The organism is Enterococcus avium ATCC 14025, assembly GCF_000406965.1.
Lineage (GTDB): Bacteria > Bacillota > Bacilli > Lactobacillales > Enterococcaceae > Enterococcus_A > Enterococcus_A avium.
The window spans coordinates 1052094-1065257 of record NZ_KE136357.1 but is presented as its reverse complement, the minus strand read 5'-3'; the positions used below and the strand labels follow the sequence as shown (position 1 = coordinate 1065257).

12 protein-coding genes and 1 tRNA gene are annotated in these 13164 nt (G+C 40.4%); all 13 read left to right on the top strand.

Annotated elements, in window-relative coordinates; genetic code table 11:
* The first annotated feature begins 16 nt into the window (after window positions 1-16).
* Window positions 17-283 (top strand): putative Se/S carrier protein, encoded by a 267-nt coding sequence (locus OMU_RS05055; RefSeq protein ID WP_016178891.1) that lies wholly within the window; start codon window positions 17-19, stop codon window positions 281-283.
* A gap of 4 nt (window positions 284-287) precedes the next feature.
* Window positions 288-2177 (top strand): selenocysteine-specific translation elongation factor, encoded by a 1890-nt coding sequence (selB, locus tag OMU_RS05050; protein WP_016178890.1) that lies wholly within the window; start codon window positions 288-290, stop codon window positions 2175-2177.
* On the top strand, window positions 2178-3302 hold the full coding sequence (locus OMU_RS05045; protein ID WP_016178889.1) for an aminotransferase class V-fold PLP-dependent enzyme: 1125 nt from the start codon (window positions 2178-2180) through the stop codon (window positions 3300-3302).
* Between the two features lie 15 nt (window positions 3303-3317).
* Window positions 3318-4694 (top strand): L-seryl-tRNA(Sec) selenium transferase, encoded by a 1377-nt coding sequence (gene selA / locus OMU_RS05040; protein WP_016178888.1) that lies wholly within the window; start codon window positions 3318-3320, stop codon window positions 4692-4694.
* Window positions 4695-4710: 16 nt separating this feature from the next.
* Window positions 4711-5214, top strand: coding sequence for a CD3072 family TudS-related putative desulfidase (locus OMU_RS05035; protein ID WP_333493918.1), 504 nt, complete (start codon window positions 4711-4713; stop codon window positions 5212-5214).
* Entirely contained in the window at window positions 5207-5752 is a 546-nt protein-coding gene (locus OMU_RS05030) for a CD3073 family putative ECF transporter S component (RefSeq protein WP_016178886.1), read from the top strand. The genes OMU_RS05035 and OMU_RS05030 overlap by 8 nt, the downstream gene beginning before the upstream one ends.
* A 483-nt stretch (window positions 5753-6235) precedes the next feature.
* Window positions 6236-6595: a YxeA family protein gene (locus OMU_RS05025; RefSeq protein ID WP_016178885.1), complete on the top strand. Its 360-nt coding sequence runs from the start codon at window positions 6236-6238 to the stop codon at window positions 6593-6595.
* Between the two features lie 80 nt (window positions 6596-6675).
* Window positions 6676-7428, top strand: a complete 753-nt coding sequence (locus OMU_RS05020; RefSeq protein ID WP_016178884.1) for an ABC transporter ATP-binding protein — start codon at window positions 6676-6678, stop codon at window positions 7426-7428.
* 11 nt (window positions 7429-7439) lie between these two features.
* Window positions 7440-9242 carry an FtsX-like permease family protein gene (locus OMU_RS05015; protein WP_016178883.1) on the top strand — a complete coding sequence of 601 codons (1803 nt, stop codon included), beginning with the start codon at window positions 7440-7442 and terminating at the stop codon, window positions 9240-9242.
* 265 nt (window positions 9243-9507) lie between these two features.
* Window positions 9508-11574 (top strand): LTA synthase family protein, encoded by a 2067-nt coding sequence (locus OMU_RS05010; protein WP_016178882.1) that lies wholly within the window; start codon window positions 9508-9510, stop codon window positions 11572-11574.
* A gap of 463 nt (window positions 11575-12037) precedes the next feature.
* A complete protein-coding gene (locus tag OMU_RS05005; protein WP_016178881.1) occupies window positions 12038-12391 on the top strand; it encodes a DUF1622 domain-containing protein in 354 nt (117 codons plus the stop codon).
* 152 nt (window positions 12392-12543) lie between these two features.
* Window positions 12544-12640: transfer RNA gene (locus tag OMU_RS23160), tRNA-Sec, on the top strand.
* Between the two features lie 123 nt (window positions 12641-12763).
* Window positions 12764-13045: a DUF1905 domain-containing protein gene (locus OMU_RS05000; protein WP_016178880.1), complete on the top strand. Its 282-nt coding sequence runs from the start codon at window positions 12764-12766 to the stop codon at window positions 13043-13045.
* Window positions 13046-13164: the final 119 nt, after the last annotated feature.

Genomic DNA, 13164 nt, shown 5'->3' with positions numbered 1-13164 from the left:
AAGAGGAGCAGTTTTTATGCAGACGTACGGTGTTGCGTTGTTTTATTCAACCCGGGAGGCCATGAAAGCTGAGGAAATCGCGAAGGAAGCCCAACTTGCCGTTCGAATCATTCCCACACCGGAAAAGATTCATGCTAGTTGCGGCTTTTCTTTGAAATATCCGTTGAAAGAAGAGGAGGCATTAATGTCTTTGCTTACAGCGGCAGAGATTGCCTCAGAGGGCTTTTATCATGCAGCCCAAGAAGGCCTGAAGACAAACTATATATTGGTTCAGAAAGGATAAGCAGATGGCAAATATTGTGATAGGAACGGCTGGGCATATCGACCATGGAAAAACCACGTTGATTAAAGCGCTGACGGGTATCGAAACGGATACCACCAGTGAAGAAAAAAAGCGCGGGATGTCGATCAACTTGGGATTTGCTTATTTGGATTTGCCGAATAAGAAGCGAGTCGGGATCGTAGATGTGCCGGGGCACGAAAAATTTATTAAAAACATGGTCGCTGGTTTGCCGGGTATTAATCTGGTTCTGCTGGTGATTGATGCGGCGGAAGGAATCATGCCGCAAACGAAGGAACACATTGATATTTTAACGTTATTAGGGATTCGTGATTACTTGATCGTGTTGACCAAAGTGGATACTGTTGATCCTGATTTGAAGGAGTTGGTCGTGGACGATATCCGTGAACAATTAGCAGATACGCCGTTAGCTGAAGCGGATTTAATCGAGACAGATGCGGTGACTGGTACAGGAATCAAAGAACTGCTGGCCAAAATTCAAGAGCACTCAGAAGAAGCACAAGAACGTACAGCTAGCGGCTCCGCGCGATTGAATGTGGATCGGGTCTTTAGCGTAAAAGGTTTTGGGACGGTTGTTACAGGGACCTTATTAGATGGCTCCATCAATGCTGGGGATGATCTGTACCTTTATCCAAGCCAGAAAAAAACGCGAGTAAGAAACATTCAGGTTCATGAGACAGATGTGAAAAGCGCTCAGCCGGGGCAACGAACAGCTTTGAATTTAGCGAATATCGCAACTGATGAAATCCAACGAGGCGATGTCTTGTCTGTTTCAGAGAAGCTGGAGGACACCTGGATGCTGGATGTAAAAGTTACCTGCCTGCCTGAAGTAGAGGGCGGGATCGGCTTATGGGATCGGGTCCGCTTGCTAGTTGGTACGCGGGAAGTAATGGCACGAACAGTCCCATTAGGTGTTGACTGGATTGGTCCGGGAGAAGACGGATTCCTGCAACTGCGGCTGGAAGAGCAGGTAGCAGTAAAAGAGCGGGATCGCTTCATTTTACGAACCTATTCTCCAATGCATACCATTGCTGGGGGTGAGGTTTTAGATGCGGCACCACATAAGCATCGCCGTTTCAAAGTTGAAATTCTGGAAAGCTTAAAGGCTAAAGAAGAGGGCAGCTTAGATGAACTAATCGCAGATTTCATGATTAATAAAAAGCAGCCGTTTACGAAAGAAAAAGAATTATTAGAATACTTAGGTGTGGGTAAAGAAGAGCTGCAGCCGATTTTAACGGAGATGTTAACAGCAGGTCGTGTAATTGAAACCAAGGTCGGCTATCTAGCTCAGACTAGCTATCAAAAATTGGTGGAGCAGGCAACCGAAATCCTGTCAGCCTATCATAAGCAATATCGGTTGCGCTATGGGATGCCGTTAGAAGAATTTCGTTCGCGGATGCGGGGTGTTTTAGCGGAGAAGGAAATCTCCGCGCTGATCCTGTTGATGAAAGTGGATCTTGTCAAGGAAGCCAATGATAAAATTGCTTTAGCCGATTTCGAAGTAAGCTTCAACAAATATCAGCAGGCCGCGAAAGAAAAAATCGAACAGACACTTGCTAAAAATGGCTATACACCTGTTAAAAAAGAAGAATTATTCGACTTAGATAAAAATGCAGAGGAAGTCTTGGAAGCCTTAAACGGCGATACGGCGGTCTTCTTAACCCATGAGTTTGTATTGTTAGGGAAGGTTTTTGATCAATCAGTGGGATTGATTCAAAAATATATCGCAGAACACGGGCAAATGACGCTAGGAGATTTTCGCGATTTGACAGATTCCAGTCGTAAGTCTTCCATGCTGATTCTTGAATATATGGACAAGCAGGGAATTACAAAACGTGTGGAGAACTATCGTGTGCTAGGAGAGAAGGGAAAATAAATGAGCATTTATTTGGATAATGCCGCTACGACTGCTCAAAAACCGGCTGTCGTGGCAGAAGCGATGACGACGATTTTAACAGGTGAATATGGCAATCCCTCTCGCGGTGCTCACGGGTACTCTCTAGCGGGTTATCGTGTGGCGGAAAAAGCCCGTAATCAGCTGAAGGAGCTATTCAAAGCAGATAAACGGTATGAGGTCGCTTTTACAAATAATGCGACGGTCGCTCTGAATGAAGTTTTGAAGGGCTTGATTCAGGCGGGAGATCATGTAATCACGACTGCTTGGGAGCATAATTCTGTTTTACGACCGCTGTATCAGTTAGAAGCCGCAGGTGCCAGCTTTGATGTGGTTTCTAGCGAAGCATTAACTGGTCGTCTTAACTATCAAGAATTTGCCGAAAAGCTTCGTCCAGAAACGAAGGCTGTGATTTGCAATCATGCGAGTAATGTTACAGGGAATCTACTGGATCTAGAATGGGTCAAGACGTTTTGCGTAGAGCACAAGCTTTATTTGATTATTGATGTTTCGCAAACTGCCGGAGTAGTTCCAATTGATCTCAGTGATGGGAAAATCGCCGCCGCTTGTTTTACGGGACATAAATCACTTTATGGTCCACAGGGGACTGGCGGCGTTTGTCTGCTAAAGGATCTGCCTTTGGAGCCAGTGCTCACGGGCGGCGACGGGATGCAGTCTTTTTCAAAGGTTCAGCCGAAAGAACTCCCCACTCTATTAGAAGCTGGAACCTTGAATATCCCTGGCTTAGCGGGTTTGGCCGCTAGTGTTCAATGGGTAAAAGAAAAAGAAGAAAAAGCAACATTGGGTGATTATTTTTATCATGAGCTCAAAAAAATTGATGGTCTGACGATTTACGGTGATTTCAGCGGTCCGCGAGTGGATGTTTTTTCGATTAATATCAAAGATGCGGAATCGGCAATCGTCAGTGATTTATTATGGGAAGAGTTTGAAATTGCGACCAGACCGGGGTATCATTGTGCGCCCTTAATGCACGAAGCATTGGGTACCGCGGATCGTGGGACGGTGCGTTTGTCGTTTTCGAGTTTTACCACTAAGGCTGAGGTTGATACAGTCTTAGCAGCATTACAAAATCTGGCGTTACGCTAAGAAAGCAGGTGGCCTATGTCAAAAGAGATTCAGAATATTTTAGCAAGTTTGCCTTCCGTAGATGTTCTATTGAAGCAGATTGATTCAAATTATCCTCATGGAAAAGCCAAAGAAGCTACGCAGCAGGTTTTAGCAAGTTTTCGAGAAGCAGTAGTTGACGGGACTAGAAAAACCGTGATTGACCAAAAAGAGGTCGTAGAACTGATTCACAAGCAGCTCGAAGAAAAACAATTTTCACTACGACGCGTAATTAATGGGACCGGAACTGTAATCCATACGAATTTAGGGCGTTCTTCATTAAGCGAAAAAACACAAGAACAGCTCCTAGCAACCAGCTTTCATTACTCAAATCTAGAATTTGACTTAGAAAGTGGCAAGCGCGGGTCGCGTTATAGTCACCTAGTATCAATCGTGAAGAAGCTCACAGGAGCCGAAGATGTTCTGGTAGTAAATAATAATGCAGCAGCCGTACTACTCGTTTTAAGTACCTTGACACAAGAAAAAGAAGTGTTAGTTTCACGAGGCGAATTGGTGGAAATTGGCGGAGCATTCCGCATTCCTGATGTAATTACGTCAAGCGGTGGCACGATCGTGGAGGTGGGTACGACCAACAAGACGCATTTAGCCGACTACGAAAAAGCCTTAACCGAAGAAACGGGTGCGATTCTAAAGGTACACACCAGTAATTATCGCATCGTCGGATTTACCGAAACACCGGTGTTAAATGATCTAGCAGAGCTGGCCCATGCCAAGAACTTACCATTGATTAATGATCTAGGCAGCGGGTTACTGATGGATATGCGACCGTTTGGCTTGCCTTACGAACCCACAGTGAAAGAGGTCCTAGATCAAGGCTGTGACATTGTAACCTTCAGCGGAGACAAGCTATTAGGCGGTCCACAGGCGGGTATCATTGTTGGGAAAAAGGAATACATTGACAAAATGAAGAAAAATCAATTATTGCGAGCTTTGCGTATCGATAAAATGACTTTAAGTGCACTGGAAGCAACGCTGTCTTTATATCTTGATGAAAAAGAAGCTTTAAAATCCGTGCCAACCTTACAAATGATCGGACAAAGTGAAGAGGACTGCTTATGTAAAGCAGCTGAACTAGCAGCGATGCTGCAATCAATCACTGAGCTAAGTGTAAAGATCGAAAAGGACAGTAGCAAAATCGGTGGCGGTTCTTACCCAGAGCACTTATTGCCGACCTATGCTGTTGCTTTAAGCAGTAGTAAATTCTCTGCGGATACGCTGCAAGAAAAACTGCGATTAGCTGCTACACCAATCATTAGCCGGATCAAGGATGATTGCAATTTCTTGGACGTACGAACGATTGCGATAGAAGAATTCGCAGCAATTCAGGAAAGCTTGCAGGAGATTTTTAACTAAAAAGAAAGGAGATAGGATTATAGAACCACAGAAGCAATTAGTAGCTGTGTCTCATTGTGTTTTGAATCAAAATGCTGTGATTCACGGGTGGGAAAGAGCACGAGGAGCCTTCCCTTTTGCGGTCGAGTTGTTGCGCAGTGGGATTGCGCTGATACAGCTGCCGTGTCCTGAGTTTATCGTCTTAGGCGGAGATCGTCCGCCGATGACTTATGAAGAATACCGTGATTTGCCTGATTATCGTCATCAATGCCAGACAATGCTGCAGCCGATCATTCAGCAGATTCAAGCGTATCAAGCAGAAGGCTATCAGTATCTAGGAATAATCGGCATCCATGAAAGCCCGAATTGTTCCATCAGCGGGCAACGAGGTGTCTTAATGGAAGAGTTTTTCGCAGAATGTCGGCAGGCCAAAATCGGTACGAATTATTTGGAGGTGCCTACGTCTTACAGTGAAGAGGATCAAGGGGATTTTGATGAACAGTTGCAACGTTTTTTAGAGAAAGGACTAGACAATGAATAGTAAAGCAAAAGTGATCGCGATGTGTGCCATCGCGGTAGGATTAAATGTGGTGTTAGGAGAAGCAGTGTCGATGCTGCGGATTCCATTATTGTTCTTAGATACGATGGGGACGATTTTTATCGCGGCCAATTTTGGAATGGGCTATGGAATCTTAACCGGTGTGACCACCAACTTATTGATGGGGCTGATCGGCGGAGTGACGGCGATTCCTTTCGCATTAGTGAATGTGGCTGTCGCGATTATCGTCGCCTTATTAGCGAAAAATGGTTTTGGTTTTGGAAAAGCAGTAATCGCAGGTCTTTTGTTAGCCTTTATTTGTCCAATGATTGGCGCACCAATTCGATTGGCCCTGTTTGGCGGTTTTACCGGTTCAGGAACGGATGTCGTCATCATGGCATTGCGAGCGTCTGGTAAGGAAATGATTTCTGCAACCTATTGGGGCGCAGTGACGGGTAATCTAGTGGATAAAATTGTTTCTTGTCTGTTAGTAGCTTGGTTTATTAAGCTGCCGCAGATGAAACGCTTCGCCGTAAAATGAGCATGAACGGCGTCTAAGACTAAGGTGCTTAGTCTGGAAATCTTAAAGTGAGCTAGAATCAACGGAAACAGTGTTGAGGCTAGCTTATTTTTTATGTTCATTTTTGTCATTCATGTAACTTTAAATCAGTGTTTAAGGGAGAAGTCTGTCTAAGGTATCTGAATTTAAAGAAAAAGCATGATCATGCGGTAAAATTCTTTTTTTGGAATTTCAAAATAATAAAATGCTGATTCAAGTAAATAATATTACGAAAAAGTTTAGTATAATACCTGTTTTTAAAGATTTGACGCTGACCATCAATAAAGGGAACAAAATTTGGTTAGTTGGGATGAAAAGCTGGTATCAAAAAAGTTGAGGGTAGCTTTTTGTCGGCGAAAAATCTTCAAAATGACAAAAATGTTAGGTGTTTTTAGTAGGTTTCAATGGTTGGATTTTCAGAATTTTTGTATAGTTGCTCTAGAAATCAAAAAGGAGCAATCAGTTATGAAAAAATTTTTAATCGGTTTAGTTAGTTTAATTGTTATCGCCTTTGTAGGCTTACAAATAGCAGATAAAGTCGTCAAAGGTGGAGATGAGTATTTCGTTCAGGTCACAACAGATGGTCAACGAGTGGAAGAAAAAGATGACAGCGGCAATAATTACGTTGATTACAAATACTCGTTGCCAGGCTATGACAAGGATGGAAACAAAAAAGAGTTAGATTTTAATGCAAATAAAGACCGTCCGCTGCGTCGGGAAGCGTTTCTTAAAGTTACCTGGAACAAGAAAAAAGGAGTGACTTCCTATGAAGAGGTCCAACAAAAAGATCTACCTAAAAAAGCAGCGGATAAATTAGGTGTTTAATTTAACCTTGACTGTTGTATTGAGGAAGAAGACGGGTCATCAAAAATGACCCTCTTAGTTTAATTACGAGGAGTGGAAGTATGGAAAAAATCGTATCAGTAAATGAGGTAAAGAAAACCTACGGAAAAGGCAATCAGAAAAAAACTCAGGCCTTGAAAGGTATTTCATTTGAAGTAGAAAAGGGTGAATTCGTCGGAATCATGGGAGCATCTGGTTCTGGTAAATCAACCTTATTAAATTTATTAGCAACATTGGATAAACCAACTGACGGCAAAATTCAGATTAATCAGGCGGATGTAACCAAATTATCGGGCAATCAATTAGCCGATTTCCGTAGTCGCGAGATTGGTTTTATTTTCCAAGATTTCAATTTGTTGGAAAATTTAACAGCAGCAGAAAATATCGCAGTTCCATTATCCTTACAAGGGGCTAAGAGCAAAGTCATCCATCGGCGAGTTGCTGAAGTGGCAAAACGTTTATCAATCGATGGTATTTTAAATAGCTACCCGGCCCAAATCTCTGGTGGTCAAAAGCAACGGGTTGCTGCGGCGCGCGCCTTGATTACCCAGCCAACTATTCTTTTGGGAGATGAACCAACAGGTGCGTTGGATTCTAACAGTGCAAGGGATCTGTTAGACACGATGGAGGAATTGAATCAAAGGGATCAAGTATCGATTTTATTGGTAACACATGATCCGTTTTCTGCTAGTTATTGTCAACGGATCTTGTTCATTAAAGACGGCGTGATCTATCAAGAAGTAAAAAGAGAAAACCAAACTCGGGAAGCTTTTTATCGTCAAATTTTAAGCATTCTCGGTAATCTGGAACAGTAGGAGGTCATTCGATGCTTTTAAAATTATCACTTGCTGGAATCAAAGGACGCTTGCGTGACTATGTGGTCTTATTTTCAGGACTTGTAGTAGCCTCAGGAATCTTTTATATGTTTGAGGGTCTAGCAACGAATAAGACCTTTTTGGAAAGTAATTCAATGATCTCATCGGTAGTAATGATCTTTCATTTAGGAACCGTCCTACTTTCAATTATTACCTTCGTCTACATTTTATACGCCAACTCCTTTCTGATGACGATGCGTCAAAAGGATTACGCGATGTTTATGATGTTAGGAGCAAAAGGCCGTAAAATCGCACAGTTGATTTTTATTGAAACTTTTGTGGTAGGTGTTGGCGCGACTGTTGTCGGCACTTTGCTTGGTATTGGATTAAGCGGTGTTGTGCAGCAATTATTGGTCAAACAATTAGACATTAAAATCACTCATTTCACCGCTGTAAATTCTTCAGCCGTGCTATTTACATTGATTTTTTTCACCGTGATTTTCTTATTGGCAGCATTCGTAAATGCCATGACGATTGTGAAAAAGCCAATCTTGAATTTGCTAAAAGCTAGTGAAACGCCTCTACCTGCTAATCGTAAGCTTTTTACGTTAGTATTGGAGGTTCTGGCAGGAATCATTTTCCTAGGAATCGGCTACTTCATGATGACGCAATTAATGAAGCTAGCTTTTCTGGCCTTGATTATTGCCTTGATTACCATTATTTTAGGTACGTATTTTGTTTTTCATTCAATTTTGATTTTCGTACTGGATTTACTGAAACGACGTGATAGCATCGCTTTAAAGAAGCTGAATAATTTTACGTTGTCGCAATTAAGCTTCCGGATTCAAGATTATACGCGAATTCTATCGATGGTGGCGATGCTTTTTGCTCTAGCTCTCGGTGCCATTACTGTTGGATTAGGCTTCCATAATGAAATCATGAAAATGACTGAAGCAACTTCTGCTTATGACTTAGTATTAAACAATGGACAAAGCTTTAGTGAAACTGAGCTTGATAAAATCACACCAACTTCTGATGCTGTTTATCAACAAAAAGAGGATAATGAGACCGTTTATTATGATCGTTCACAATTTGATCAAGCCCCTTTGAAGGTCAAGGAGTTTACGGCTAGCCGTCAAACGAAAGAAGTGCGCTATACGGGAGAACAGTTGGCAAACGATTTGTCAGCCTCGGATCAATTAAGATCGTTGGAATTACCAGAGCAAAGTGCGAAGAAGCATCAATTTTTATCTAGTGAAGCATTCTCAGCATTACCTGGTAACACAACGGAGATACGGTTGATTACAGTGGCTGATTTTGCCAAAGATAAGGATGCTTTGAAAAATTTAGCCGAAGAAAATTTTCATAAAAATCCGACGTTGGATAAAAATTCAGCAGGCATGAATCAAAAGGCTCTGGTTTATGAGCTATACAATGCGCTGTTCTCAGGCTTTGAATTTATGGGCTTCTTCTTGGGAATTGCCTTTCTAACCATGTTAGCCAGCTGTTTGATGTTTAAAATTTTATCTGGTGCAAAAAGTGATATCCAACGCTACAGCATGCTGGAAAAAATCGGTGCACGCCGTCAGTTGTTGAAGCAATCAATTCGCAAAGAGATCGGTATCTTATTTTTGGTTCCAGGCTTGTTAGGAGTCACGCATGTCTTGTTTGGACTGCAGTTATTCACTACACTTTTGTCTGAACCTTACAGCAACATTTGGCTGCCATTTTTGATCTTCTTTGTTTTATACTTTATCTATTATGTATTAACTATATGGATATATACAGGGATTGTCATGAAACGCGAAGCCTAAAAAAACACCTTTCAGTTAGTCGCTGGAAGGTGTTTTTGTTATTTTATGGATAATTATTAAGAATGTGAAAATTTTATGTCTTAGGAAATTTTCACTTGACCTGAAAAAGCGATAAAATTCGCGGGTCTTTCCTTAAATTTTAAAGGAAAAACCGCTATTTAAGCCAAAAAATAAGATTGAGCCTTCAATACAAATAAATATGCATTTTTTTATATTCTGCTCTATAGTAGAAACGGACAATTTAATAGAGAAAGAAGTGATCCGGATGAACCGGGTAAAAAAAGCGTTTAGCAATCGTTGGCTGATCCTACTGACAGTTAGTCTGCTATTTTGGGCAAAAACAATTTTAGCCTATTATGTAGATTTTTCATTAGGGGTGGAAGGGTCCATTCAGACCTTCATTTTGTGGATCAATCCAATTGCTACAACCTTGCTGTTGTTTGGCGTTTTCCTTTACGTAAAAAAATTTAAGCCAGCCTTGATCGTGTTGTTTTTAATGGATCTGTTAAATACCTTGATCTTATACTTGAATGTGATTTTTTATCGTGAATTTACTGATTTTGTTACGATCAAATCAATTCTTGGTTTTTCTAAAGTTTCACAAGGAATTTCAGGCAGCTCCTTTGCCTTAATGAAGGTGCATGATATTTTTTATTGGCTGGACGTAATTATATTTTTAGGCATTCTGATCTATCTCTTTGCTGAACACAAAGAAATTGCCAGCAAGCCGATCAAAAAAACATTTGCAGTGGCAGTTAGCTGTCTAGCAGCATTGACCTTCTCAATCAATTTATCCTTAAGCGAGGCCAATCGCCCACAATTGCTGCAGCGAACCTTTGACCGTTCTTATATCGTTAAATATTTAGGCCTGGATGCCTTTACTGTTTATGATGGGATCAAGACTGAGCAGACCAACAGCGTGCGGGCTCACGCTTCAAGTAATGGGTTAACAGACATTCTAAAATATACGAAGAGTCATTATGCAGCGCCCGATCCAAGTAAATACGGTATCGCAAAAGGCAAAAATATTATCGTGATCCACTTGGAAAGTTTTCAGCAATTTTTGATCAATATGAAGGTTGACGGACAAGAGGTAACACCATTTTTGAATAGTTTAGAAAATGACAATAAGCAAACATTAGCCTTCGACAATTTCTTCCATGAGGTCGGTCAAGGGAAAACCAGCGATGCAGAAAATATGCTGGAAACAGGCACCTTCGGATTGTCTCAAGGCTCTTTATTTACTCAATTAGGATCTGACAATACATTCCAAGCCGCTCCGGCAATTTTGAATCAGGAAGCGGGCTATACAAGCGCTGTTTTCCACGGAAATGTCGGCAGCTTCTGGAATCGCGATCACGTATACAAGAATCTCGGCTATCAAAACTTCTTTGATCGCTCTTACTTTAACCAAGCTGATGAAAACTTAGGCTACGGAATTTTAGATAAGGATATGTTGAAGGAAACGGTTGGTCATTTAGAGCATTTGCAGCAACCATTCTATACGAAATTCTTGACGGTAACCAATCATACCCCTTATTTGACTGACGATAAGAATTTTAATTTTCCTGCCTTAAAAACAGGCAATAGCACGGTGGATGATTATGTCCGAACCGCGCATTATTTGGATGAATCGCTGCGTCAATTTTTTGATTATCTTAAAGCTTCCGGTGTTTATCAAAACTCGATCTTTATGATTTATGGGGACCATTTCGGTATCTCCGACAGCAACAACAAAGATTTGGCCAAAGCATTAGGAAAAGATCCAACGACTTGGGACAAATTCGATGACGCTCAAATGCAGCGTGTACCATTGATGTTCCATATTCCTGGCTATACAAATGGTGGGCTTCAACATCAATATGGTGGTGAGATTGATGTCTTACCTACATTGTTACACTTAATGGGCATCGATAGTCAGAAATATATTCAATTCGGTACAGACCTATTTTCACCAAAACATGATCAAACAGTTGCCTTCCGTAACGGCGACTTTATTACACCAAATTATACCGAATTAGGGGGCGAGACCTACGAGAATAAAATGGGTGAAAAGGTTGATGTGAAAGCTTTAGGTATCGCATCAGAGATTGATAAGGAACAAAAACAGGTCAAACAAGCATTGAGTCTATCTGATAAGCTGAACCAAGAAAATCTCTTACGTTTTTACACGCCAGAAGGCTTCACACCAATTGATCCGCAGAAATACGATTATCATGATCTTGATAAGAAAAATACGGCAATCGAAAAGGAAAAAGGCAATCAATCAACCAGTCTTTTTTCAAAAAATGGCAACAAGACAACAGCTGCATTGTATCCGCCAATTCAATAGTACACGTAGAGGTTGTGACAGAAGTGGTCAGCTTCAAGAAATAAGAAGAAATTTCCGAAAATTGTTTCTCAAATTTTTGTGAAATTTCGGCTTATTTCCGAAGAAGCTACTTCTGGAACACCGTTTATTCGGAAAAAGAAGGATTGTATTAGGTGGTTCAATTCCTACACATTCCCGCCATTTAGTTCATTAACTGAGTGATAATTTGATAAAGCAAATGGGAAATAAGCAACACCGTTAAGTCATAAAACGTATCTTTCAAAAGGTTTGCCGTATTTTTCTTTAACGAGTTCATCATAAGAATCATCCTTTCGAATCAATAATGTCCTTACCATAAGCAGCGAAACTTACGCGCTACTTAAATAGAGCTAAGAAAGTCTAAATTATTCAACAGAAAATCCGATTGCTTCGTGATCTATTTCAGATTAAAATAAAGATATAAAGTTTAAAGGGCAGGATTATTATGGAAAATTTTGAACAGATACTTCAGCTTATTTTTCATCCCATCGTTTTGGCACTGGATGCCATCTCGATTTTTATCATTTTATATGGGGCAATTTTTTCCTTTGTTAAATTAATCCAATCGAGAAGTGAGCAGGATTATTCTTCTGTGCTGCACAAAAACAAGTGTATTAAAGCCTATTTAGGCAGTTATATTTTGCTGAGCCTGGAATTTTTGATTGTTGCAGACATTATTGAATCAATCATCAATCCCACCTTTCAGGATATTATCAAGTTAGCGATGATCGTGCTGATCCGAACGATGATTTCTTATTTCTTAAATAAAGAAATAAGTGAATTTTCCGTCGATCAATAAGATTTTGAGGAAAAGATCATCCTACTTTGAATCCAATAATTTAGTAATTTTTAAAAAGAAAGAAGCATTTAAGATAAGGTGAATTCTTTCTTTTTTTCTTTTCATTTTGTTATTGATTCCAACTTGAAGGAGTGGTATGATTATTTTGTTTCGGGAGTGGATGGGTTCTGGTGTTCCCTCTGGTCTTCAAAACCAGTATGAGGAGTTAGGAGCTTCTTGGGTAGGTTCGATTCCTACACATTCCCGCCAATTAAACTATTATGTCTGACAAACACTGATTTGACGCCAATCTCAGCAGTGTTTGCCGGACTTTTTTATATTTTAGAAGTTTATAATAGAAATTTTCAAAACCTAAGAAAGAGGAGTTTAGAAATGAAGGAATACAAGTTTGATTCTAAAATCTATGCATCAGAAGTAGGAAAAGGCGGTGCTTACGTAATCTTTCCCTATGATGTTCGGGAAGAATTTGGTAAAGGCCGTGTCAAGGTACGTGCGACGTTTGATGGTGTTGACTATGATGGAAGTATTGTGAATATGGGGGTAAAAAATGAGGATGGTAGTATTTGCTATATTTTAGGAATTCGAAAAGATATTCGCAAGGAGATAGGAAAGGATATTGGAGATGTGGTAGAAATTGTGGTTCAGGCGCTATAGATTAACTTAGTATATTTTCTCGTGTAATGCACAATATTGGAAAAATAAGACAATAAGAAAGAATGTAGAACGAAATACGTTTAATATTTTTTATTTTAGATGACTGTTTAGCTTCAAAA